This is a genomic window from Burkholderia sp. WP42 (genome assembly GCF_000745665.1).
GTDB classification, from domain to species: domain Bacteria; phylum Pseudomonadota; class Gammaproteobacteria; order Burkholderiales; family Burkholderiaceae; genus Burkholderia; species Burkholderia vietnamiensis.
Genome location: NZ_JQJT01000010.1, coordinates 63,817 through 87,148, shown reverse-complemented (window position 1 = coordinate 87,148; position 23,332 = coordinate 63,817). Strand labels below are relative to the sequence as shown.

Below are 23,332 nucleotides of genomic sequence, written 5' to 3'. Positions count from 1 at the left end.
GCAATGTTGCACAACTGGTCGATCCGCTCGACGCTGACGGCGGTCGGACTCATCCTCGTTTGCCTGGCCGCCGCGGTCGGCGGGCTCGGCCTCTACGCGCTCGATCGCGCGAGCAGCGCGCTCGACGAGATCGCGCACGCCGATCTGCCGGCGATCCATACGCTCGACGACACGTCGGCGCATCTGCTGCGCTCGCGCGTCGCGCTCGACCGCTTCCGCACGCTGACCGAAGGCGGCAACACGGCCGAGGCGGCGAAGGTGCTCGAACGCGCGCAGGAGCTGTACGCGAAGTCGAACCAGAACTGGCAGGCGTTCCAGGCGACGGCCAAGCTCGGCGTCGACCAGTCGCTGCTCGACGACCTCGGTGCGCGCTACACGGCCATCATCAAGGACGGCGTCGAGCCCGAATTCGCCGCGGCGCGTGCGGGCGACATGGCCGCGTACCACGCGATCGCCGACACCAAGATCAGCCCGATGTTCGTCGCGTTCGACCAGACCGCGTCCGCCGTGATCGCGGCGCTGCAAAAGCGCGCGGAAGACCGCCAGGCCGCGACGCAGTCGCGCATCTCGCTGATGATCGTCCTGATCTCCGCGGGCATCGCGATCGCGTTCGTCGTCGTGATCGCGATCCGCTTCATGCTGCGCGGGCTGATCGTGAAGCCGCTCGAGGACGCGATCGCGCACTTCGAGCGCATCGCCGGCGGCGACCTCACGCAGCCGGTGACCGTATTCAGCAACAACGAGATCGGCCGCCTGTTCGGCGGCATCAAGCGGATGCAGGACGCCGTGACGGGGATGGTGCAGGCCGTCCACCGCGGCACCGAGTCGATCGACGTCGGCGCGCGCGAGATCGCGACCGGCAACACCGACCTGTCGCAGCGCACCGAGCAGCAGGCCGCGTCGCTGCAGGAAACGGCGTCGAGCATGGAGCAGCTGACCGGCACCGTGCGCCAGAACGCGGAGAACGCGCGTCAGGCCAGCCAGCTCGCCGTGAACGCATCGGACATCGCGACGCAAGGCGGCGACGTGGTCGGCCAAGTGGTGTCGACGATGCAGGACATCGCGACGAGCTCGGGCAAGATCGTCGACATCATCGGCACGATCGAAGGCATCGCGTTCCAGACCAACATCCTCGCGCTGAACGCGGCGGTCGAAGCCGCACGCGCAGGCGAGCAGGGCCGCGGCTTCGCCGTGGTCGCGGGCGAAGTGCGCTCGCTGGCGCAGCGCAGCGCGAGCGCCGCGAAGGAAATCAAGCAGCTGATCGGCGATTCGGCCGAGAAGGTCGAAAGCGGGTCGGCGCTGGTCGCGCGCGCCGGCACGACGATGGACGAAATCGTGCAGGCCGTGCGCCGCGTGACCGACATCATGGGCGAGATCAGCGCCGCGTCGGAGGAGCAGTCGACCGGCATCGAGCAGGTCAACCGCGCGGTCGGCCAGATGGATTCGGTCACGCAGCAGAACGCGGCGCTGGTCGAGCAGGCGGCGGCCGCTGCTGCGTCGCTCGAAGAGCAGACGCGCCAGATGAAGGCGATCGTCGCCGAATGGCGCGTCGCGGGCGGCATCGCGCTCGCGCCGACGCGCAGCGTCGCACGGGCGACCGCGCCGACGCCAACGCCGGCTGCCGCGTCGTCGGAAAGCCGTCACGACGCCGCACCGACCGCATCGAGCGCATCGTCTGCATCGCCGGCGCCGCAAGCAGCCGCGCAGCCGGCCGCACGGCGCGCCGCAGCGGCATCGGCTGCATCGGCATCGAGCCACGAACCGAAGCGCGCGGCCGATGCCGGCGCACGTCCGTCCAAGGAAGCGCCGGCTGCCGGCGGCTACGGCCCGCGTCTCGCGAAGACGCCCGCCGCGCCGGCTGCGAAGACCGCCGAGAAACCCGCACTGGTGCGCCCCGCGCTGCACGGCGAGAAGCCGGCGCTGGCCGCGGCCGGTACGTCCGATGACGACTGGGAGACCTTCTAAGCCATGCTGCCCGCGCGCGCACCGTTTCGATCCGATGCACCGGAAGCCTCGCCCCGAGCGGGCGAGCCGGGGCGCGACTTCGCATTCACCGGCGCGGATTTCGCGCGCATACGCGAGCTGATCCATCAACGCGCCGGGATCTCGCTGTCCGAGCACAAGCGCGACATGGCGTACAGCCGGCTCGCACGCCGGCTGCGCGCACGCGGCCTCGACACGTTCCGCGAATACCTCGACCTGCTCGAGCGGGAAGACGATCCGCTCGAGTGGGAGGCGTTCACCAACGCGCTGACCACCAACCTCACCGCGTTCTTTCGCGAGGCGCACCACTTCCCGATCCTGGCCGAGTTCGTGAAAGGGCGGCCGGCGCCGGTGTCGGTGTGGTGCTCGGCCGCGTCGACCGGCGAGGAGCCGTATTCGATCGCGATCACGCTGGTCGAGGCGCTCGGCGAATCGGCCGCGCGCAACGCGTCGATTCTCGCGACCGACCTCGACACGCAGGTGCTCGCGAAGGCCGAGGCCGGCATCTATACGTACGACCAGGTCAAGCACCTGAGCCCGGAGCGGCTCAAGCGCTTCTTCCTGAAGGGCACGGGCGCGCAGGCCGGCCGCGTGAAGGTGCGCCCGGAGTTGCGCGCGATGATCCGCTTCGAGCAGCTGAACCTGACCGATGCCGACTACGGGATCGCGAAGCCGTTCGACGCGATCTTCTGCCGCAACGTGATGATCTATTTCGACAAGCCGACGCAAGGGCAGGTGCTGTCGCGCTTCGAGCCGCTCGTGAAGCCGGGCGGGCTGCTGTTCGCCGGGCATTCGGAGAATTTCACGTACGTGACGCAGGCGTTCCGGCTGCGCGGGCAGACGGTGTACGAGCTCACGCGCGACGCCGTGCAGAGCGCGCGCGCGCGCGGCGCGGCGGGTTCCGCGGCAGCGCCGTCGGGCGCGCAACGCGCCGCGGGCGCGACGCCCGCTTACGGAGAACGCTGATGAGCGCTCTCCCGATCGCGACCAACCACTACTTCGACACCCACTTCGACCGCCCCGGCGTGAAGCTGCTGCCGAACGAGTTCTACACGACGTCCGAAGACATCGTGCTGATGACCGTGCTCGGCTCGTGCGTCGCGGCCTGCCTGCACGACCCGGTCTCCGGCATCGGCGGAATGAATCACTTCATGCTGCCCGACGACGGCGCCGATGCCGGCGCGGCCGCGTCGGAGTCGATGCGCTACGGCGCATACGCGATGGAAGTGCTGATCAACGAACTGATCAAGGCCGGCGGGCGCCGCGAGCGCTTCGAGGCGAAGGTGTTCGGCGGCGCCGCGGTGCTGGCCGGCATGACGACGATCAACATCGGCGACCGCAACGCCGATTTCGTGCGCCGCTATCTCGCGCTCGAACGCATTCGCATCACCGCGGAAGATTTGCAGGGCGTGCATCCGCGCAAGGTCGCGTTCATGCCGCGCACCGGCCGCGCGATGGTGAAGAAGCTGCGGCTGCAGGTGCCGGGCGTGGCGGAGCGCGAAGCCGCGCTCGCACGCGAGGCCGCCCGCGCCAGCGCGGCGCGCGCGCGTGCGAAAGTGGAACTGTTCGCCGCGCCGCGGCCGAGTGCGCCGCCGCCGGCGCGGCCGCGCATCGAACTGTTCGGCGCCCGCAGCGGCGGCGCGGGCGTGCAGCCGGCGGTTCAAAAGGCCGCCAGCCCGTACGCGGCCAACCTTTCGAGAAAGTAGGAGGCATGACCGCAGTGCAGAAGATCAAAGTGTTGTGCGTCGACGACTCGGCGCTGATCCGCAGTCTGATGACCGAGATCATCAACAGCCAGCCCGACATGATGGTGTGCGCGACCGCGCCCGATCCGCTCGTCGCGCGCGAGCTCATCAAGCAGCACAACCCCGACGTGTTGACGCTCGACGTCGAAATGCCGCGCATGGACGGGCTCGACTTCCTCGAGAAGCTGATGCGCCTGCGGCCGATGCCGGTCGTGATGGTGTCGTCGCTGACCGAGCGCGGCTCCGAAATCACGCTGCGCGCGCTCGAACTCGGCGCGGTGGATTTCGTCACGAAGCCGCGCGTCGGGATTCGCGACGGCATGCTCGACTACGCGGAGAAGCTCGCGGACAAGATCCGCGCGGCCGCGCGCGCGCGCGTGCGCCAGACGCCGCAGCCGCACGCCGCCGCACGCGCGGCGAACGGCCAGCCGGCCGCGCCGATGTTCAACAACCCGCTCGTCAGTACCGAGAAGCTGATCATCATCGGCGCGTCGACGGGCGGCACCGAGGCGATCCGCGAGGTGCTGACGCCGCTGCCGCCCGATGCGCCGGCCGTGCTGATCGCGCAGCACATGCCGCCGGGCTTCACGAAGTCGTTCGCGCAGCGGCTGAACGGCCTGTGCCGGATCGCGGTGAAGGAAGCCGAGCATGGCGAGCGCGTGCTGCCCGGCCATGCGTACATCGCGCCCGGCCACGCGCACTTGCTGCTCGCGCGCAGCGGCGCGAACTACATCGCGCAGCTGTCCGACGATCCGCCGGTGAACCGCCACCGGCCGTCGGTCGACGTGCTGTTCCGCTCGGCGGCGCAGCACGCGGGCAAGAACGCGATCGGCGTGATCCTGACCGGCATGGGCCGCGACGGCGCGGCCGGGCTGCTGGACATGAAGCGCGCGGGCGCCCACACGTTCGCGCAGGACGAGGCGAGCTGCATCGTGTTCGGTATGCCGCGCGAGGCGATCGCGCTCGGCGGCGCGGACGAAGTCGCGCCGCTCGCCGAAATGAGCCGGCGCGTGATGGCGCGACTCGCTACGATGGGCGATCGCGTGCAGCGCGTCTGAACGAAATGTCTCCGGGCATGTACGATGCTGCATGCCCTGACGGTAACGAATCTGCAAAGGAACGACGATGGACAAGAGCATGAAAATCCTGGTGGTGGACGATTTCCCGACGATGCGCCGGATCGTCCGCAACCTGCTCAAGGAGCTCGGCTACACGAACGTCGACGAAGCCGAAGACGGCGCGGCCGGCCTCGCGCGGCTGCGCGGCGGCGGCTTCGACTTCGTGATCTCGGACTGGAACATGCCGAACCTCGACGGCCTCGCGATGCTGAAGGAAATCCGCGCGGACGCGACGCTCACGCACCTGCCGGTGCTGATGGTCACGGCCGAGTCGAAGAAGGAGAACATCATCGCGGCGGCGCAGGCCGGCGCGAGCGGTTACGTCGTGAAGCCGTTCACGGCCGCGACGCTCGACGAGAAGCTGAACAAGATCATCGACAAGATGGCCAAGGCCGGGAGCTGACGTGAACGAGCCGATCCATGCGGCGCTCGCCGGCGCGGCGATCAACGCCGACGGCCATGCCGAAGGCGCCGATTTCGCGAGCGACAGGATCCTCGCGCGCATCGGCCAGGTCACGCGCGCCTTGCGCGATTCGATGCGCGAGCTCGGGCTCGACAAGCACGTCGAGCGCGCGGCGGAAGCCGTGCCCGACGCCCGCGACCGGCTGCGCTACGTCGCGACGATGACCGAGCAGGCGGCCGAGCGCGTGCTGAACGCGATCGAGATCGCGAAGCCGGTGCAGGAGCGCATCCAGAACGAAGCCGAGGCACTCGACGCGCGCTGGGCGCAGTGGTACGCGGCGCCGATCGAGCACGCGGAAGTGCGCGAGCTGATGGACGACACGCGCACGTTCCTGCACACGCTGCCCGAGGCCGCCTCGGCGACGAGCGCGCAATTGCTCGAGATCATGCTCGCGCAGGACTTCCAGGATCTGACCGGGCAGGTGATCAAGAAGATCATGGACATGGTCTATCTGATCGAGCAGCAACTGCTGACCGTGCTCGTCGAGAACATCGCCCCGGAGCGGCGCGAGCAGTTCGCGGCCACCGCCGCCGCGCTCGCCGCCGAGCAGGTCAGCTCGACCGGCAGCCCCGCGTCGTTGCTGAACGGCCCGCAGATCGCGCCGGAAGGCAAGTCCGACGTCGTGCAGGATCAGGCGCAGGTCGACGATCTGCTCGCCAGCCTCGGTTTCTGACCGGGCACACCCATCGCGCCCGCGGCCCCTCCGTTGCATGGAGCGGCCCGGTGCGGCGCGCATGCGCGGTATTCCGCGCTATTCCGCGGTATTCACATCGCCCGGATCGCCGCGCGGCATCGCTTCGCCTTGCCCTGCCTCGCGCGACATGCTGCGACGCATCATGCGGCACCCATTTGACATTCCGACATACTCCGCAGGCATACTACGCGTCAGCAGCAATGAAGCGTCATTGTGAAGACTCCAATTCGTAGCCGGCGGTGCCGGACGGTTCGGTATCGCGGCGACGAAGCCAGTCCCTTGGGGGGGAATGTGAAACTGAAACGCTTGGGCTGGGCCGTCGCGCATGCGGCGGCTGCAACGGGTGTGCTGTGGTCGATCCACGCACATGCCGAACTGGGCGGCGCACCGATGTCGCCGCCGGCGGACGATCATGCCGCCACCGTGCGCGCGCTGCAGCGCGCGATGCGCTCCGCCGACGGCGTCGTGCAGCCGAGCGCGGCCGCATACACCGTGCGCGAGATCACGCTCGGGTCGGGCACCGTCATCCACGAATACACCAGCGCGGCCGGCAGCGTGTTCGGGCTCGCATGGCGCGGGCCGAGCATGCCGGACCTCGAATCGCTGCTCGGCAGCTATTTCCCGCAGTACACGGCGGGCGTGCAGGCGGCGCACGCGGCGCACGGCTGGCGCGCGCCCGTGTCGGTCGCGACCAGCGGCCTCGTGATCCGCACCGGCGGCCACATGGGCTCGTTCGCGGGCCAGGCATGGCTGCCCGCGGCATTGCCGGCCGGGCTGACCGGCAACGACATCCAGTGACGGCGGGAGAGCGACCTTGAACATTTCTCGTACCTTCAAGCGCTGGCTCGGCGTGCTGGGCCTGGCCGCCGCGACGGCGCTGCTCGTCACCGCATGCGGCGGCGGCGGCGACAGTGGCGGCAGCACCAGCGGCGGCGGTAGCGGCGGCAGCAGTGGCGGCGGCTCCAACGTGTCCGACGGCAATACCGCGAACACGGCCGTGATCACGGTCGGCCCGGGCGCCGCGCGGGTGATCAACATCCCGACGGTCAATGTGAAGATCTGCGTGCCCGGCACGTCGACCTGCCAGGTGGTCAACAACGTGCTCGTCGACACCGCGTCGTACGGGCTGCGACTCGTCAGCAGCGCGCTGACGTCGGGCGTGTTGAACGGCCTGCCGCAGATCACCAGCGGCGGCGCGCCGGTGGCCGAGTGCGGCAAGTTCGTGTCGAGCTACACGTGGGGCTCGCTGCGCACCGTCGATCTGTCGATCGGCACCGAGCAGGCGCCTGCGCTGCCGGTGCAGATCATCGGCGACCTCGGCACGGCCAACGTGCCGGCCTCGTGCTCGAACAACGGCGCGCGGACCTCGGCGAACACGACCGGCGATCTCGGCGCGAACGGCATCCTCGGCATCGGGCCGGCACCGCTCGACTGCGGCGCGACCTGTGCGACGTCGACGTCGCCGACCTACAACAACTACTACGCGTGCCCGAACGGCAACGCGAGCTGCACGGTCGCGCTCGTGCCGACGTCGCAACAGGTCGCGAACCCGGTCCATCACTTCGCGACCGACAACAACGGCGTGATCGTGCAGATGCCGACCGTGTCGAACAGCGGGCAGGGCAGCGCGACGGGCCTGCTGACGTTCGGGATCGGCACGCAGAGCAACAATGCGCTCGGCGCATCGACGCAGCTGACGTCGACGAGCGCCGGCGACGTCGATGCGACCTTCCTCGGCAGCAGCGTGACCGCGTTCTTCGATACCGGCTCGAACGCGTACTTCTTCAACGATGCGGCGCAGACGACGTGCTCGACCAACACGCAGTTCTACTGCCCGTCGTCGACGGTCACCTATTCGGCGACGCTGACCGGCAAGAACGGCGCGAGCGGTGGCGTGTCGATGCCGGTGGGGAATGCGGATGCGCTGTTCGCGGCGCCGTCGACGTTCGTCTACAACGACATCGCCGGCCCGTTCGGTCCGAGCGGCTGGCTCGACCTCGGCATGCCGCACTTCTACGGCAAGACCATCTACTTCGGGATGGACAAGACGGCCAGCGGCGGCGCGCAGCCTTACGTCGCGTTCTGAACGCGCGCGGCTGGCGATGACCGGAAAGGGGGCGAGCGATCGCCCCCTTTCTCATTGCGCGGGCACCGGGCGCGCTACGGAGCGCGGCGCCGCGCCACCGCCGCGCAGCGCCTACGATATAAGACCGGCGCCGATGCCGGGACGACATCGAGGAGGCACTGCCATGACCGAGCGTATCCAGCGCATCACGCCGTTCCTGTGGTTCGACCGCGACGCCGAGGCGGCCGCCCGCTTTTACGTGTCGGTGTTCGACAACGCGCGCATCGTCGACGTCGCGCGCTACGGCAAAGCGGGTGCGCAGGCGGCCGGGCAGGCCGAGGGCGCGGTGATGACCGTCTCGTTCGAGCTGGACGGCCAGGCGTTCCTCGCGCTGAACGGCGGCCCCGCCTTTCCGCTGACGCCGGCCGTGTCGTTCGTCGTCAACTGCCGTGACCAGCGCGAGATCGACCGCTACTGGGCCGCGCTCGCCGAGGGCGGCGACGAGCGCGCGCAGCAGTGCGGCTGGCTGCGCGACCGCTTCGGCGTGTCGTGGCAGGTGGTGCCCGTGCAGATGCCCGAGCTGATGGCCGGCGACCCGGCGCGCGCCGAGCGCGTGATGGCGCAGGTGCTGCGGATGAAGAAGCTCGATCTGAGCGTGCTGGAGCAGGCGGCGGCCGGTTAGCGGCGGCACGGCGATTTGCTGCGCCGTTTCAGGCCCGTGCGCGATGCTGGTGGCATGCCTGTTGCGAATGGGCGGTAAATCCGTCGCGGCATCGGCGAGCCGATTATCGGCTGTGCAGCGTTTCATGCCGCCGTAATCGAATTGTGGATTATCTTTTGGTTATTCGTCGCGCGGCGCGGCGATTATAAGCGCGGCGGGGCACGCGGCTGGCGGTTCTCCCGGAGCGCCGGCGCGGCCGGTGCGGCAAGCATTGAGCGATGCGCGAAAAGAGATGCAATACCCGGAACTTGATATTTATAATGCCTTCGTTGTTTCCGGGGTCGACGATATAAAACGAGAGGGCAATAAAATGAATTTCGGTGAAGCCGTGCGTTCCGCACTCAATCAATACGCAAAATTCGACGGCCGTGCGCGCCGCGCGGAATACTGGTATTTCGCGTTGCTCACGGGCATCGTGTCGATCGTCTGTCAGGTGGTCGCCGCGGCCGCCGAGGACCCGAGCGCGATCGCGATGCTGCTGATGGTCGTCGTCGCGCTCGCGTCGCTTGCGCTGGTATTGCCCAGCCTCGCGGTCACCGTGCGCCGCCTGCACGATACGGACCGCTCCGGCTGGTTTGTGCTGATCACGCTCATCCCGCTCGTCGGCGCGATCGTGCTGCTCGTGTGGATGTGCGCGCGCGGCACCGAGGGCCCGAACCGCTACGGTCCGGATCCGATCCCGGCTGTCTGAGCGGGGCCGGGGGCGGCCTGGCGGCCGGTTCCGGGCGGGTTGGGCTCCGGCTCGCGCCGGGGCCAACACGCAGACCAACGCTGGGGCGGTGATTCGGTCGCTGGCTCAGGCTTAAATAATCCGGCCCGCCCGCCGTCCGCTCCCACCGCCCACCGCCGCCTCAGCCGCCTCAGCCGCCTCAGCCGCCTCAGCCGCCTCAGCCTCAGCCTCAGCCTCAGCCTCAGCCTCAGCCTCAGCCTCAGCCGGCCCGCCAACCCTCGGCTCCCTCCATCCCCACCGCATTTCCCCCGCATCGCCCACCCGCGAACGCGTTTCCCGCCGCCGCAGCATCCCCCCATCCATCGCCGAACCCCCGCCGCCCACCGCCTGCCGCACGCCCTCACCCGATTCCCCGAAATACCCCCCTTTCACGGCTTTGCTCGACCGATCGGCGTTTGACGCGCGCATGAATAATCGGTGTCACTGGAAAACGGCATTTCGCCGTACCCGACTGGAGGCCCCGTGGCAGACGAGAGCGATCTCGACAGAACCGAAGCCGCCACTCCGAGACGCCGCGAGAAGGCGCGCGAGGAGGGGCAGGTCGCGCGTTCGCGCGAGCTGGCTTCGTTCGCGCTGCTCGCGGCCGGGTTCTACGGCACGTGGCTCGTGTCGGGGCCGTCGGGCGCCCATCTGCAGACGATGCTGCGCAGTGCGTTCACCTTCGACCGCGCGACCGCGTTCGACACGCACCGGATGCTGTCGGCCGCCGGCACGGCGAGCGCCGAAGGCCTCGCCGCGGTGCTGCCGATCCTCGCCCTCACGGGCCTCGCCGCCCTGCTCGCGCCGATGGCGCTCGGCGGCTGGCTGATCTCGCAGAAGACGTTCGAGCTGAAGTTCGACCGCCTCGACCCGATCGCGGGCCTCGGCCGCATGTTCTCGATCCAGGGGCCGATCCAGCTGGCGATGTCGGTGGCCAAGACGATGGTCGTCGGCGGCATCGGCGGAGTCGCGATCTGGCGCAGCAAGGACGAGCTGCTCGGCCTCGCGACCCAGCCGCTCGGCGCGGCGCTCGCCGATGCGCTTCATCTGGTCGCCGTGTGCTGCGGCACGACGGTCGCCGGGATGCTGGTGCTGGCCGGTCTCGACGTGCCTTACCAACTCTGGCAGTACAACAAGAAGTTGCGCATGACGAAGGAAGAAGTGAAGCGCGAGCATCGCGAGAACGAAGGCGATCCGCACGTGAAGGGCCGCATCCGCCAGCAGCAGCGCGCGATCGCGCGGCGCCGGATGATGGCCGCCGTGCCGAAGGCCGACGTGGTCGTCACCAACCCGACGCACTTCGCGGTCGCGCTGCAATACACCGACGGCGAGATGCGTGCGCCGAAGGTCGTCGCGAAGGGCGTGAACCTCGTCGCCGCGCGCATCCGCGAGCTCGCGGCCGAGCACAACGTGCCGCTGCTCGAGGCGCCGCCGCTCGCGCGTGCGCTGTATCACAACGTCGAACTCGAACGCGAGATTCCCGGCTCGCTCTACTCGGCCGTCGCCGAGGTGCTCGCGTGGGTCTATCAGCTGAAGCGCTTCCGCTCGGAAGGCGGCGCGTTCCCCGCCGCGCCCGTCGACATCGACGTGCCGGCCGAGCTGGACAAGGGCGCGTCGGTATCGGCCGACGACGCGCGTGAAGAAGCCGAGGACGCGCTCGGCAAGCAAGGAAACGCGGCATGAGCACTCCGACCACCGGCCTGTTCGCGAAGCGCCCGAACCCGTTCGCCGGCGCGAACCTGCGCGGCCTCGCGGGCCCGGTCCTCATCTGCATGATTTTGGGGATGATGATCCTGCCGCTGCCGCCGCTGCTGCTGGATCTGCTGTTCACCTTCAACATCGCGCTGTCGGTGATGGTGCTGCTCGTCAGCATGTACACGATGAAGCCGCTCGACTTCGCCGCGTTCCCGAGCGTGCTGCTGTTCTCGACGCTGCTGCGCCTGTCGCTGAACGTCGCATCCACCCGCGTCGTGCTGCTCGAAGGCCACACCGGCCCCGACGCGGCCGGCCAGGTGATCGAGGCGTTCGGGCACTTCCTGGTCGGCGGCAACTTCGCGGTCGGCATCGTCGTGTTCGTGATTCTGATGATCATCAACTTCATGGTGATCACGAAGGGCGCGGGGCGGATCGCCGAAGTGTCCGCGCGCTTCACGCTCGACGCGATGCCCGGCAAGCAGATGGCGATCGACGCCGACCTCAACGCGGGCCTCATCAACGAAGAGCAGGCGCGCAAGCGCCGCCAGGCCGTCGCGCAGGAAGCCGAGTTCTACGGGTCGATGGACGGCGCGTCGAAGTTCGTGCGCGGCGACGCGATCGCCGGCCTGATCATCATGGCGATCAACGTGATCGGCGGGCTGATCGTCGGGATGGTCCAGCACGACATGAGCTTCGCGGCGGCCGGCACCAACTACACGCTGCTGACGATCGGCGACGGCCTCGTCGCGCAGATCCCGTCGCTCGTGATTTCGACGGCGGCCGGCGTGATCGTGTCGCGCGTCGCGACCGACGAGGACATCGGCACGCAGATCACCGGCCAGCTGTTCACCAACCCGCGCGTGCTGACCATCACCGGCGCGATCATCGTGCTGATGGGCCTGATCCCCGGCATGCCGCACTTCGCGTTCCTCGCCCTCGGCGGCGGCGCGATCTGGCTGGCGCGCACGCAGGTGCGCCGCGCGGCGGCCCGCAAGGCGGCCGGCGACGTGACCGAGATCGCGCCGCCCGCCGCGCTGCCGAGCGACAGCCACGAGGCGACCTGGGACGACGTGCAGCTGATCGACCCGCTCGGCCTCGAAGTCGGCTACCGGCTGATTCCGCTGGTCGACAAGAACAGCGACGGCGAGCTGCTCAAGCGCATCAAGAGCATCCGCAAGAAGTTCGCGCAGGAGATCGGCTTCCTGCCGCCGGTGATCCACATTCGCGACAACCTCGAGCTGCGGCCGAACGCATACCGGATCGCGCTGAAGGGCGTCGAGATCGGCGCGGGCGAGGTGTTCCCGGGCCAGTGGCTCGCGATCAACCCCGGCCAGGTGACGGCCGCGCTGCCCGGCGCGGTGACGCAGGACCCGGCGTTCGGGCTGCCGGCCGTGTGGATCGACGTCGCGATGCGCGAACAGGCGCAGGTGTACGGCTACACGGTGGTCGACGCGAGCACGGTGGTCGCGACGCACCTGAACCATCTGGTGGTGCAGCACGCGGCCGAGCTGCTCGGCCGTCAGGAAGTGCAGTCGCTCGTCGAGCGCACCGGCAAGGACGCGCCGTCGCTCGTCGAGGACCTGATCCCGAAGACGATCTCGCTCACCACGCTGCAGAAAGTGCTGCAGAACCTGCTCGAGGAAGGCGTGCCGATCCGCGACATGCGCACGATCCTCGAGTCCGTGTCCGAGCACGCGGGCCGCGGCGACGCGTACGAGATCACCGCCGCGGTGCGCCTGTCGCTCGGCCGTGCGATCACGCAGCAGTGGTATCCGGGCGCGGGCGAGATGCAGGTGATGGGCCTCGACTCGAATCTCGAGCGCGTGCTGTCGCAGGCGCTCGCGACCGGCGCGAACCCGGGCCTCGAGCCCGGCCTCGCGCACAACCTTCTGACCGGCACGCAACAGGCGATGCTGCGTCAACAGAATCTCGGGCTGCCGCCGGTGCTGCTGGTGCAGCACGCGCTGCGCGCGATGCTCGCGCGCTTCCTGCGCCGCAGCCTGCCGCAACTGAAAGTGCTGTCGTACGCCGAAGTGCCGGACACACGCACGATCAAAGTCGTTAACGTCATCGGGGGTTCCGCTTGAACATTCGCAAATTCACCGGCGCGACGAGCCGCGACGCGCTGCGCCTCGTGCGCGAGGCACTCGGCGCCGATGCCGTCGTGCTGTCGAACCGCACGCTCGATGACGGCAGCGTCGAAATCGTCGCACTCGCCGACTCGGATCTCGCCGCGGTCGCGCCGCAGGCCGCCGCACGCGTGCGCGCCGCCGTGCCGCGCATGCCGGAATCGGTGCCGGCCGCCGCCGTGCCGGGCATCGTGACGCGCCCCGGCGCGACGTTCCCGCGCCCGGTCGTCAATCCGGCCGTCAATCCCTACGCAGCCGGCGACGGCGGGCTGCCCGACGTGTTCTCGTCGGTGTTCGGCGCGAGCGCCGACACGATCCAGACGTCCGAAGCGGCCGCCTTCGATGCCGCCCACCACGCCGAGGCGCAGTCGAGCGCCGCGGCAGCGTCGCCGGCCGAGCCGGCGTCGGCGCCGGCCGCCGGCGCGCCCGCCGCAGCGTCGGCTGAACCGGCCGCATGGCTCGTCGAGCATGCGAAGCGCCTCACGCAGCAGCGCGAAGCGCTCAACGCCCGCCTGCAGGGCGCGCCGGCCGCGCCCACCGCGCCCACGCGTGCACGCCACGACGCGGCACCCGCGGCGCCGGCCGGCTGGGCGCGCGACATCGTGCGCGATGCCGAGCGCCGGATGGCGCCGCCTGCGCGTGCGAACGACGCCCGCGCCGAGAAGCCGGCCGAGCGCACGCGCCTGCCCGCCGATGCGGCCGCCGCGGTGGCCGATGCGGTGAAGGTGCGGATCGAAAGCATCGTCAATGACACGGTGATGAACGAGCTCGGCGCGATGCGCGGGATGATGGAGGAGCAGTTCGACAGCCTGATGTGGCATGACCGCCAGCGCCGCAGCCCGGTGCACGGCGCGCTGACCAAGCATCTGTTCTCGGCCGGCTTTTCCGCGCAGCTGGTGCGGATGCTGGTCGACAACCTGCCGTCCGGCGACGGCCCGCAGAGCTTCGAACAGGCGGCCGAATGGGCGCAATCGGTGCTCGCCGCGAACCTGCCGGTGCTCGAAAGCGAAGACGCGCTGATGGAGCGCGGCGGCGTGTTCGCGCTGATGGGGCCGACGGGCGTCGGCAAGACCACCACCACCGCGAAGCTCGCCGCGCGCTGCGTGATGCGCTTCGGCGCGAGCAAGGTCGCGCTCCTGACCACCGACAGCTACCGGATCGGCGGCCACGAGCAATTGCGCATCTTCGGCAAGATCCTCGGCGTGCCGGTGCATGCGGTGAAGGACGCGGGCGACCTCGCGCTCGCGCTGTCCGAGCTGCGCAACAAGCACATCGTGCTGATCGACACGATCGGCATGAGCCAGCGCGATCGCGCGCTGTCCGACCAGATCGCGATGCTGCACGGCGCGAACGCACCGGTGCAGCGCCTGTTGCTGCTGAACGCGACGAGCCACGGCGACACGCTCAACGAAGTCGTTCAGGCATACCGCAGCGCGGGCGAGCATCCGCACGGGCCGACGCCCGATCTGGCCGGCTGCATCCTGACGAAGCTCGACGAGGCGACCCATCTCGGCGGCGTGCTCGACACGGTGATCCGCTACAAGCTGCCGGTCCACTACGTGTCGACCGGCCAGAAAGTGCCGGAAAACCTGTACGTCGCGTCGACCCGGTTCCTGCTGAAGAGCGCGTTCTGCGTGCCGCGCGACGGCTCGCCGTTCGTGCCGCAGGACGAGGACATGCCGACGCTGCTGTCCGCGCTGACCGCGCGGTCCACCGCCGAACTGCACGAGGTGCGATTTGGATAAACGGATCATCGACCAGGCCGAAGGACTCCGGCGCCTGCTGGCCGGGCGGGCGTCGCGCATCGTCGCGGTGACGGGCGGCCCGCTGGGCGTCGGCTGCACGGCGGCCGTCGTGAATCTGGCAGCGGCGCTGAGCGCGCTGGGCAAGGACGTGCTCGTCGTCGACGAGCGCACCGACGTGCATTCGGCCACGGCGACGCTCGCGGGCGCATGGCTGCGCGACGGCGACCGCACGCGCACGCCGGCCGGCTTCGCGCTGTGCGCGGCCGCGGGCTTCGCACGCGACGGCTACAGCGACGAGCAGCTGAGCGACTTCGTCGACGGCCAGGCCGACATCGTGCTGGTCGATGCGCAGCTCGGCGCGGACGGCGCGTTCTCCGCGCTCGCGCGCGAGGCGCACGACGTGCTGATCGTCACGCGCGTGGCCGCGCAGGCGATCACCGAGGCATACGCGTGCATGAAGCGCCTGCATTTCGCGCACGCGGTCGCGCAGTTCCGCGTGCTGACCAATCACGTCGGCAGCCACGCGGACGCGAAGACCGCCTTCGACAACCTCGCGGGCGTCGCGAGCCGCTACCTGACGGTGTCGATCGCCGATGCCGGCTGCGTGAGCGCCGATCCGCTCGTCGAGCACGCGCGCGAGCTGATGCATACCGCGGTCGACGCGTTCCCGTCGTCGGTCGCCGCGCGCGACTACCGGCAGATCGCCGGCGACCTGCTGTACTGGCCGATGCGCCCGCGCCCCGGCTCCGGCCGCGCCGTGCACGGGGGCGGCAAGCCGTCTTACGAGGCCGGTGCGGCGCACGCCGCGTGAGCGCCACCGCAAGGAGAGAGCCATGATGTACAACGCTCAAGGAAAGATGACCCAGGCCGACGTGCTCGCGCAATACGCGCCGCTCGTGCGGCGCCTGGGCCTGCAGCTCGTCGCGAAGATGCCGGCGAGCGTGGACCTCGACGACCTGATCCAGGCCGGCATGATCGGCCTGATGGACGCGGCCGGCCGCTACAAGGAAGACCAGGGCGCGCAGTTCGAAACCTACGCGACCCAGCGCATCCGCGGCGCGATGCTCGACGAGCTGCGCAGCAACGACTGGCTGCCGCGCAGCCTGCGCAAGACGTCGCGCGAGGTCGAACACGCGGTGCACCAGGTCGAGCAGCAGCTCGGCCGTTCGGCGAGCGAGGCCGAGATCGCGCAGCACCTGAAGATGCCGCTCGACGAATATCAGGAGATGCTGCAGGACCTGCACGGCAGCCAGCTGATCTACTACGAGGATTTCGACCGCGCGGCCGACGACGAGCCGTTCCTCGACCGCTATCGCGTCGATCACGCCGATCCGCTGTCGGCGCTGCTCGACGACCATCTGCGCGGCGCGCTGGTCGATGCGATCGACCGGCTGCCCGAGCGCGAGAAGCTGCTGATGTCGCTGTACTACGAGCGCGGGCTGAATCTGCGCGAGATCGGCGCGGTGCTCGAAGTGAGCGAGTCGCGCGTGTGCCAGCTGCACAGCCAGGCGGTTGCGCGCCTGCGCGCGCGGCTGCGCGAGCAGGCGTGGGTCGGCGCGGAGAACTGAGCGGCAGCGGCGGGCGTCGCGCGCGCCGACGCCGCGCGTGCGGCCGCCCGCCCAACCCCCCATTTCTCGCCACGATTTGCTACAATCCTTCCCGTTTTCCGAGGAGCGTTGCGACGGACCGCCTGTGTCCGCCAGGCTCGGAAAGCTTCACCAAGCAGCCGTGCGGCGAAATTCGCGCCGGCTCCGCTTCCTGAACGGCGCTCACGTCACCAATTTCTAGAACTTTTTTAGAAAGGAGGGCGTGATGAACGCCATTATCGATTCGCAAGTTTCCAACGATTACGTCGTCGCCGACATGGCGCTTGCCGGCTGGGGCCGCAAGGAGCTGAACATCGCCGAGACCGAAATGCCGGGCCTCGTGCAGATTCGCGACGAATACAAGGCGCAGCAGCCGCTAAAGGGCGCGCGCATCGCCGGTTCGCTGCACATGACGATCCAGACCGGCGTGCTGATCGAGACGCTGAAGGCGCTCGGCGCCGAAGTCCGCTGGGCCTCGTGCAACATCTTCTCGACGCAGGACCACGCGGCCGCCGCGATCGTCGAGACCGGCACGCCGGTGTTCGCGTTCAAGGGCGAGTCGCTCGACGAATACTGGGAGTTCTCGCACCGCATCTTCGAATGGCCGAACGGCGAATTCGCGAACATGATCCTGGACGACGGCGGCGATGCGACGCTGCTGCTGATCCTCGGCTCGAAGGCCGAGCAGGACCGTTCGGTGATCGCGAAGCCGACCAACGAGGAAGAAGTCGCGCTGTACAAGTCGATCGCGAAGCACCTCGACATCGACGCGAACTGGTACTCGAAGCGCCTCGCGCACATCAAGGGCGTGACCGAAGAGACGACGACGGGCGTGCACCGCCTGTACCAGATGGAAAAGGACGGCCGCCTGCCGTTCCCGGCGTTCAACGTGAACGACTCGGTCACCAAGTCGAAGTTCGACAACCTGTACGGCTGCCGCGAATCGCTCGTCGACGGCATCAAGCGCGCCACCGACGTGATGATCGCGGGCAAGGTCGCGGTCGTCGCGGGCTACGGCGACGTGGGCAAGGGCTGCGCGCAGTCGCTGCGCGGCCTGGGCGCGACCGTGTGGGTCACCGAAATCGATCCGATCTGCGCGCTGCAGGCGGCGATGGAAGGCTACCGCGTCGTGACGATGGAATACGCGGCCGACAAGGCCGACATCTTCGTGACGGCGACCGGCAACTACCACGTGATCAACCACGATCACATGAAGGCGATGCGTCACAACGCGATCGTCTGCAACATCGGCCACTTCGACTCGGAAATCGACGTCGCGTCGACGCGCCAGTACCAGTGGGAAAACATCAAGCCGCAGGTCGACCACATCATCTTCCCGGACGGCAAGCGCGTGATCCTGCTGGCCGAAGGCCGCCTGGTGAACCTCGGCTGCGCGACCGGCCACCCGTCGTTCGTGATGTCGAACTCGTTCGCGAACCAGACGCTCGCGCAGATCGAGCTGTTCACGCGCGGCGAACAGTACGAGAACAAGGTCTACGTGCTGCCGAAGCATCTCGACGAGAAGGTCGCGCGCCTGCACCTCGCGCGCATCGGCGCGAACCTGTCCGTACTGTCCGACGAGCAGGCCGCGTACATCGGCGTGGAGAAGGACGGCCCGTTCAAGCCGAACCACTACCGCTACTGATGCACCGCCGCCGCCGCGCCGCGTGCGTGCCGTTTCGGCCGTGCGCGGTGCGGCGGCGCGGCGCCGGAGCGCCGCTCGTCACGCCGCGTGCGCTCGCGCGCGGCGCGGCCGGCGGCGCCGACCCGATGCACTGACCGTCCAGATCGACAACCGAACCGGAGCCCTCCATGAGCGTCATCCTCACCTGGGTCATCAACGCCCTCGCGCTGCTGATCATCACGTACCTCGTGCCGTCGATCCACATCAAGAGCTTCGGCACCGCGCTGATCGTCGCGGTCGTGCTCGGCCTGATCAACACGGTGATCCGTCCGGTGCTGATCCTGCTGACGCTGCCGGTCACGATCGTCACGCTCGGGGTCTTCATCCTCGTCGTGAACGCGCTGTGCTTCTGGTTCGCGTCGTCGCTGCTGAAGGGGTTCGAGGTGTCGGGGTTCTGGTCGGCGTTCTTCGGTTCGATCCTGTACAGCATCGTGTCGTGGCTGCTGTCGGCGCTGATCTTCGGGCAGCGCGACATCGGCTGACGGCCGCGCCCACTCTTGCGAATCATGAAACCGATCGAACTCTCGTTTGAATTCTTCCCGCCGAAGACGGCGGACGGCGTCGAGAAGCTGCGCGCGACGCGTGCGCAGCTGCTGCCGCTGAAGCCGAAATTCGTCTCCGTGACGTTCGGCGCCGGCGGCTCGACGCAGCAGGGCACGCTCGACACCGTGCTCGACATGCAGAAGGACGGCCTCGAGGCCGCGCCGCACCTGTCGTGCATCGGCTCGTCGCGAGACAGCCTGCGCGCGATCCTCGACCAGTACCGCTCGCACGGCATCCGGCACATCGTCGCGCTGCGCGGCGACCTGCCGTCGGGGATGGGCGAGGTCGGCGAGCTGCGCTATGCGTCCGAGCTCGTCAGCTTCATCCGCGCCGAGCACGGCGACTGGTTCCACATCGAAGTCGCCGGCTATCCGGAATACCACCCGCAATCGCGCTCGCCCGCGGCCGATCTGCAGAACTTCGCGCGCAAGGTGAAGGCCGGCGCGAATTCGGCGATCACGCAGTACTTCTTCAACGCCGACGCGTACTTCCGCTTCGTCGACGATGCGCGCAAGCTCGGCGTCGACGTGCCGATCGTGCCGGGCATCATGCCGATCACGAACTTCTCGCAGCTGATGCGCTTCTCGGAAATGTGCGGCGCGGAAGTGCCGCGCTGGGTCGCGCGCCGGCTCGAGAGCTTCGGCGACGATCGCGACGCGATCCGCGCGTTCGGCGCCGATGTCGTCACGGGCCTGTGCCAGCGCCTGATCGATGCGGGCGTGCCGGGGCTGCACTTCTACACGCTGAACGCGGCGGCCGCGACGCGCACCATCTGCGAACGCCTGACGATGTGAGCGCAGCCAGACGCGTGCACGCGACAGCCCCGTCGGTCATGCCGGCGGGGCTTTTTTATCGCCGTGCGCCGGTGCGCCGGTGCGGGCCGGGCGCGCTCAGCGCTGCGCCTGCATCAGCGGCGGCCGACGGTCGAACCACGGCCGCGCCTGTTCGAGCTGGCGCGCGAGCTTCAGCAGCAAGGCTTCGTCGGTGTGGCGCGCGGCGAACTGCACGCCGATCGGCAGACCGCGCGCGTTCCAGTAGAGCGGCACCGACATCGCCGGCTGTCCGGTCAGGTTGAACAGCTCGGTGCAGCCGGCCCATGCGAACGCCTTCTGCGACGCCCGCGCGAGCATCTCGCGCAACAGCGGCTTCACCGGCAGCGCGCCGAGCAGCTTCATCTGCGCGGTTTCGAGGGCGCTCGGCTGCAGCTCGCCGATCCGCACCGGCGGCCCCGCGAGCGTCGCGCACAGGATCACGTCGTAGCGCGACACGAGGCCGGCCACCTGCACGGTCAGCTGGCGCTGCCATTCGAGCACGTCGTGCAGCCGCGCGCGGGCGACGCGCCGGCCGACCACGGCCATCGCCCACGTCGCCGGCTCGAATTCCGAGCGGTGCGGCGTGCGCCCGGTGAGCGTGCGCGCGCCGAGCACGAGCTCGTCGGCGATCGTCGCCCACAGCGTCAGAAAGGTTTCGGCCACGCGTGCATGGTCGAGGTGCAGCGTCGCGGGTTCCACGTGATGGCCGAGCGATTCGAGCAGCGCGGCCGCATCGGCGAGCGCCGCGCGCGTGTCGTCGGCGAGCGCCGGCGCGAGCATCGGATCGACCACCAGCCCGACGCGCAGCGGGCCGGGCGGCGTGTCGAGTTCGCCGAGAAAGGTGCCGGGCGCGCCGGGCGGCAGCGTCTGTCCGGTCGTCACGTCGAGCAGCAGCGCGCTGTCGCGCACGCTGCGCGACACTGCGTGCTGCACCACCAGTTCGCCGTTCGACGGCTGGTCGACCAGCAGCGGATTGCGGCTCGGCTTCAGCCCGAACAGCCCGCAGCACGACGCGGGGATGCGGATCGAGCCGCCGCCGTCGGATGCATGCGCGAGCGGCACGATGCCGGCCGCGACGGCCGCGGCCGCGCCGCCGCTCGAGCCACCCGGCGTGTGATCGAGGTTCCACGGATTGCGGCACGCGCCGAACAGCGCGGGCTCGGTGTACGGCATCTGGCCGAGTTCCGACGTGTTGGTCTTGCCGAACACGTTGAGGCCGGCGGCGCGGCTGCGCGCGATCAGCGGCGAATCGTCGGCGGGCACGAAGTAGCGGTAGTGCCGGCTGCCCATCGACATCGGCAACCCGGCCACCGCCGCGGACAGATCCTTGACGAGATACGGCACGCCGGCGAACGGCGCGTCGGCGCCGGCGCGGGCGGCCGCTTCGGCGCGCTGGCGCGCGGCGTCGTAGTCCTGCAGCACGATCGCGTTGATCGCGCCGTTGACGGCTTCGGCCTGCGCGATCGCGGCGTCGAGCAGTTCGCGCGGGCTCGCGGCGCGCTCGCGCACCAGCGCGGCGAGGCCGATCGCGTCATATCCGAGATAGTCCGACTGCATCGCGCTCACCCCCGTTGTGACGCGTGACGATCGAGCGAGGATAACGCGGCCGCGGCGTGCCGGGGCCGCCGGCTGCGACTACAGCTGTTCGGCGAGGAACGTCAGCGTGCGGCCGTGCGCGAGCGCCGACGCGCGCTGATGGTACGACGCGCGATCCGGGCAGTTGAAGCCGTGGCTCGCGTCGGGGTACACGTGGAACGAGGCGTTGCCGCGGCCCGCGAACGCGCCTTTCACCTGCTCGACCGCGTCGAGCGGGATCGCGTGGTCGTTCTCCGCGTAGTGGAACAGGATCGGCTGCGTGACTTTATCCGCGAGGTCGAGCGCATTCTGGATGCCGCCGCCGTAATAGGCGACCGCCGCGTCGACCGTGCCGGCCGCCGCCGCGCGGTAGGCGAGCTGGCCGCCGAAGCAGTAGCCGATCGCCGCGACCTTGCCGGCGACGTCCGCGCGTGCGCGCAATGCGTCGGCGGCCGCGCCGATGTCCGCTACCGCGAGGCCGATGTCGGTCTTCTTCATCAGCTCGATGCCCTTGTCGCGATCGGCGCCGTCGTAGGTCAGCTCGACGCGCGGCTGCGTGCGCCAGAACACGTCGGGCGCGAGCGCGACGAAGCCGTCGGCGGCGTACTGGTCGGCGACCGCGCGGATGTGCGCGTTCACGCCGAAGATCTCCTGGATGATGACGACGGCGGGGCCGGTGCCGCGCTTGGGGAGTGCGAGGTAGCCGCCGAAGCTGTCGTTACCGGTCGGAATGTCGATCCATTGGGCTGTCACGTGTGAACTCCTGGCGAGCGGGCGCGCGGTGCGCGCCGCGGGTAAGAGAGGGCGGCCTAGTGTGCCATCAATCGGGGGGTGGTGCAGGGCGCCGCAGCCGCTTCTCCCGCAGCGATCGTTTCGATCTCGATTATTCATTTTTCGGTGCAGCGCGGCTTCGATAAAGTCGACGCATATCCCATTACAAAGCGCTTTCTCGCATCGTCATCGAAGGATTCCGCCATGCCCGCCCGTATCTTTTCCACTCCGTTCGCCGAGCGTTTCGGCCTGCGTCTGCCGCTCGTGCAGGCACCGATGGTCGGCGCAAGCACCGCCGCGATGGTCGCGGCCGCATCCAATGCGGGCGCGCTCGGCAGCCTCGCGTGCGGCGCGTTCGAGCCCGAGCGGCTCGTCGCCGAAGTCGCGGCGATTCGCGCGGCGACCGCGCGCGCGTTCGCCGTGAACCTGTTCGTGTTGCAGCCCGCGTCGCCCGACGCGGCGACGGTTGCGCGCGCACTCGCCGCGATCGATCCGCTGAACGCGGCGCTCGGTTTGCCGCCCGGCGCGGCGCCCGCGCGCTACGCCCCCGACTTCCGCGTGCAACTCGATGCGCTCGTCGCGTTGCGCGTGCCGGTCGCGAGCTTCACGTTCGGCGTGCTCGACGCCGCCGACGTCGCGCGCCTGAAGGCGGCCGGCACCTACGTGATCGGCACCGCGACGCACGTGGCCGAGGGCCTCGCATGGCAGGCGGCCGGCGCCGACGCGCTGGCCGCGCAGGGCGCCGAGGCCGGCGGCCATCGCGGCACCTTCATCGGCTCGGCCGACGACGCGCTGATCGGCACGTTCGCGCTGGTGCCGCAACTCGTCGATGCGACCGGCCTGCCGGTGCTCGCGGCCGGCGGCATCATGGACGGCCGCGGCATCGCCGCGGCGCTCGCACTCGGCGCGCAGGCCGCGCAGCTCGGCACCGCGTTCCTCACCTGTGCGGAAAGCGCGATCGCGGCGGACTGGAAGGCGCGGGTGCGCGCGAGCGCCGATACCTCGACGCAGGTCACGCGCGCGATCACCGGGCGCCATGCGCGCGGCTTGCGCAACACGCTGATGGCGCGACTCGGCGAGCATGTGGCCGAGGTGCCGCCGTATCCGGTGCAGAACGCGCTGACCCAGCCGCTGCGCCAGGCGGCTGCCCGCGCCAACGACGGCGACTATCTGTCGCTGTGGGCCGGGCAGGGCGCGCCGCTCACGCGACGACGCGACGCGGCGCTGAGCGCTGCGCAACTCGTCGACGCGCTCGACGCCGAATGGCGCGCGATGGCCGCATGAAGCGGTGCGC

At 69.6% G+C, this 23,332-nt stretch carries 21 protein-coding genes and 1 riboswitch; of the genes, 19 read left to right on the top strand and 2 right to left on the bottom strand.

Annotated features, from left to right (window positions below):
- Nucleotides 1–3: 3 nt before the first annotated feature.
- From EX20_RS05810 to metF, 18 genes are all read left to right on the top strand, one after another.
- A complete protein-coding gene (locus EX20_RS05810; RefSeq protein WP_034192940.1) occupies nt 4–1,965 on the top strand; it encodes a methyl-accepting chemotaxis protein in 1,962 nt (653 codons plus the stop codon).
- Nucleotides 1,966–1,968: 3 nt separating this feature from the next.
- Complete coding sequence (locus EX20_RS05805; protein WP_034192939.1) at nt 1,969–2,949, top strand: CheR family methyltransferase; 981 nt, start codon at nt 1,969–1,971, stop codon at nt 2,947–2,949.
- Entirely contained in the window at nt 2,949–3,689 is a 741-nt protein-coding gene (gene cheD / locus EX20_RS05800; protein WP_034192938.1) for a chemoreceptor glutamine deamidase CheD, read from the top strand. The genes EX20_RS05805 and cheD overlap by 1 nt, the downstream gene beginning before the upstream one ends.
- 5 nt (nt 3,690–3,694) lie before the next feature.
- Nucleotides 3,695–4,786 (top strand): protein-glutamate methylesterase/protein-glutamine glutaminase, encoded by a 1,092-nt coding sequence (locus tag EX20_RS05795; protein WP_011882911.1) that lies wholly within the window; start codon nt 3,695–3,697, stop codon nt 4,784–4,786.
- A gap of 67 nt (nt 4,787–4,853) precedes the next feature.
- A complete protein-coding gene (gene cheY / locus EX20_RS05790) occupies nt 4,854–5,249 on the top strand; it encodes a chemotaxis response regulator CheY (RefSeq protein ID WP_006754880.1) in 396 nt (131 codons plus the stop codon).
- Between the two features lies 1 nt (nt 5,250).
- On the top strand, nt 5,251–5,982 hold the full coding sequence (cheZ, locus tag EX20_RS05785) for a protein phosphatase CheZ (RefSeq protein ID WP_011882912.1): 732 nt from the start codon (nt 5,251–5,253) through the stop codon (nt 5,980–5,982).
- 312 nt (nt 5,983–6,294) lie between these two features.
- Complete coding sequence (locus EX20_RS05780) at nt 6,295–6,801, top strand: DUF2844 domain-containing protein (protein ID WP_011882913.1); 507 nt, start codon at nt 6,295–6,297, stop codon at nt 6,799–6,801.
- A gap of 16 nt (nt 6,802–6,817) precedes the next feature.
- Complete coding sequence (locus EX20_RS05775; protein WP_034192937.1) at nt 6,818–8,089, top strand: DUF3443 domain-containing protein; 1,272 nt, start codon at nt 6,818–6,820, stop codon at nt 8,087–8,089.
- Between the two features lie 163 nt (nt 8,090–8,252).
- On the top strand, nt 8,253–8,750 hold the full coding sequence (locus EX20_RS05770) for a VOC family protein (RefSeq protein ID WP_034192936.1): 498 nt from the start codon (nt 8,253–8,255) through the stop codon (nt 8,748–8,750).
- Nucleotides 8,751–8,988: 238 nt separating this feature from the next.
- Complete coding sequence (locus tag EX20_RS05765; RefSeq protein WP_349675149.1) at nt 8,989–9,480, top strand: DUF805 domain-containing protein; 492 nt, start codon at nt 8,989–8,991, stop codon at nt 9,478–9,480.
- 501 nt (nt 9,481–9,981) lie between these two features.
- The gene (gene flhB, locus EX20_RS05755; RefSeq protein ID WP_011882917.1) at nt 9,982–11,181 is read left to right on the top strand and encodes a flagellar biosynthesis protein FlhB; all 1,200 of its coding nucleotides are present in this window, start codon (nt 9,982–9,984) and stop codon (nt 11,179–11,181) included.
- Nucleotides 11,178–13,280 (top strand): flagellar biosynthesis protein FlhA, encoded by a 2,103-nt coding sequence (flhA, locus tag EX20_RS05750; protein WP_034192934.1) that lies wholly within the window; start codon nt 11,178–11,180, stop codon nt 13,278–13,280. The genes flhB and flhA overlap by 4 nt, the downstream gene beginning before the upstream one ends.
- The gene (gene flhF, locus EX20_RS05745) at nt 13,277–15,067 is read left to right on the top strand and encodes a flagellar biosynthesis protein FlhF (protein WP_034192933.1); all 1,791 of its coding nucleotides are present in this window, start codon (nt 13,277–13,279) and stop codon (nt 15,065–15,067) included. The genes flhA and flhF overlap by 4 nt, the downstream gene beginning before the upstream one ends.
- The gene (locus tag EX20_RS05740) at nt 15,060–15,878 is read left to right on the top strand and encodes a MinD/ParA family ATP-binding protein (protein WP_011882920.1); all 819 of its coding nucleotides are present in this window, start codon (nt 15,060–15,062) and stop codon (nt 15,876–15,878) included. The genes flhF and EX20_RS05740 overlap by 8 nt, the downstream gene beginning before the upstream one ends.
- A gap of 22 nt (nt 15,879–15,900) precedes the next feature.
- Nucleotides 15,901–16,635 (top strand): RNA polymerase sigma factor FliA, encoded by a 735-nt coding sequence (locus EX20_RS05735; RefSeq protein WP_011882921.1) that lies wholly within the window; start codon nt 15,901–15,903, stop codon nt 16,633–16,635.
- A 94-nt stretch (nt 16,636–16,729) separates the two neighbouring features.
- Nucleotides 16,730–16,845, top strand: a riboswitch (S-adenosyl-L-homocysteine riboswitch).
- A gap of 34 nt (nt 16,846–16,879) precedes the next feature.
- Nucleotides 16,880–18,298, top strand: a complete 1,419-nt coding sequence (ahcY, locus tag EX20_RS05730; protein WP_011882922.1) for an adenosylhomocysteinase — start codon at nt 16,880–16,882, stop codon at nt 18,296–18,298.
- Between the two features lie 167 nt (nt 18,299–18,465).
- Nucleotides 18,466–18,819: a phage holin family protein gene (locus EX20_RS05725; RefSeq protein WP_011882923.1), complete on the top strand. Its 354-nt coding sequence runs from the start codon at nt 18,466–18,468 to the stop codon at nt 18,817–18,819.
- Nucleotides 18,820–18,843: 24 nt separating this feature from the next.
- Nucleotides 18,844–19,674: a methylenetetrahydrofolate reductase [NAD(P)H] gene (gene metF / locus EX20_RS05720; RefSeq protein ID WP_011882924.1), complete on the top strand. Its 831-nt coding sequence runs from the start codon at nt 18,844–18,846 to the stop codon at nt 19,672–19,674.
- Between the two features lie 96 nt (nt 19,675–19,770).
- On the opposite strand, the gene EX20_RS05715 is transcribed toward metF, so the two are convergent.
- Nucleotides 19,771–21,249, bottom strand: coding sequence for an amidase (locus tag EX20_RS05715; RefSeq protein WP_034192932.1), 1,479 nt, complete (start codon nt 21,247–21,249; stop codon nt 19,771–19,773).
- 78 nt (nt 21,250–21,327) lie between these two features.
- The gene (locus EX20_RS05710; RefSeq protein WP_034192931.1) at nt 21,328–22,020 is read right to left on the bottom strand and encodes a dienelactone hydrolase family protein; all 693 of its coding nucleotides are present in this window, start codon (nt 22,018–22,020) and stop codon (nt 21,328–21,330) included.
- Between the two features lie 222 nt (nt 22,021–22,242).
- Between EX20_RS05710 and EX20_RS05705 the strand changes: the two genes are divergently transcribed.
- Nucleotides 22,243–23,322: an NAD(P)H-dependent flavin oxidoreductase gene (locus EX20_RS05705; RefSeq protein ID WP_034192930.1), complete on the top strand. Its 1,080-nt coding sequence runs from the start codon at nt 22,243–22,245 to the stop codon at nt 23,320–23,322.
- The last annotated feature ends 10 nt before the right edge of the window (nt 23,323–23,332 follow it).

Excerpts from the sequence above, each read along its gene's own strand:
- EX20_RS05810 (WP_034192940.1), top strand. The coding sequence starts at position 4 with ATGTTGCACAACTGGTCGATCCGCTCGACGCTGACGGCGGTCGGACTC.
- EX20_RS05805 (WP_034192939.1), top strand. The coding sequence starts at position 1,969 with ATGCTGCCCGCGCGCGCACCGTTTCGATCCGATGCACCGGAAGCCTCG.
- cheD (WP_034192938.1), top strand. The coding sequence starts at position 2,949 with ATGAGCGCTCTCCCGATCGCGACCAACCACTACTTCGACACCCACTTC.
- EX20_RS05795 (WP_011882911.1), top strand. The coding sequence starts at position 3,695 with ATGACCGCAGTGCAGAAGATCAAAGTGTTGTGCGTCGACGACTCGGCG.
- cheY (WP_006754880.1), top strand. The coding sequence starts at position 4,854 with ATGGACAAGAGCATGAAAATCCTGGTGGTGGACGATTTCCCGACGATG.
- EX20_RS05770 (WP_034192936.1), top strand. The coding sequence starts at position 8,253 with ATGACCGAGCGTATCCAGCGCATCACGCCGTTCCTGTGGTTCGACCGC.
- flhA (WP_034192934.1), top strand. The coding sequence starts at position 11,178 with ATGAGCACTCCGACCACCGGCCTGTTCGCGAAGCGCCCGAACCCGTTC.
- EX20_RS05735 (WP_011882921.1), top strand. The coding sequence starts at position 15,901 with ATGATGTACAACGCTCAAGGAAAGATGACCCAGGCCGACGTGCTCGCG.
- ahcY (WP_011882922.1), top strand. The coding sequence starts at position 16,880 with ATGAACGCCATTATCGATTCGCAAGTTTCCAACGATTACGTCGTCGCC.
- EX20_RS05725 (WP_011882923.1), top strand. The coding sequence starts at position 18,466 with ATGAGCGTCATCCTCACCTGGGTCATCAACGCCCTCGCGCTGCTGATC.
- metF (WP_011882924.1), top strand. The coding sequence starts at position 18,844 with ATGAAACCGATCGAACTCTCGTTTGAATTCTTCCCGCCGAAGACGGCG.
- EX20_RS05715 (WP_034192932.1), bottom strand. The coding sequence starts at position 21,249 with ATGCAGTCGGACTATCTCGGATATGACGCGATCGGCCTCGCCGCGCTG.
- EX20_RS05705 (WP_034192930.1), top strand. The coding sequence starts at position 22,243 with ATGCCCGCCCGTATCTTTTCCACTCCGTTCGCCGAGCGTTTCGGCCTG.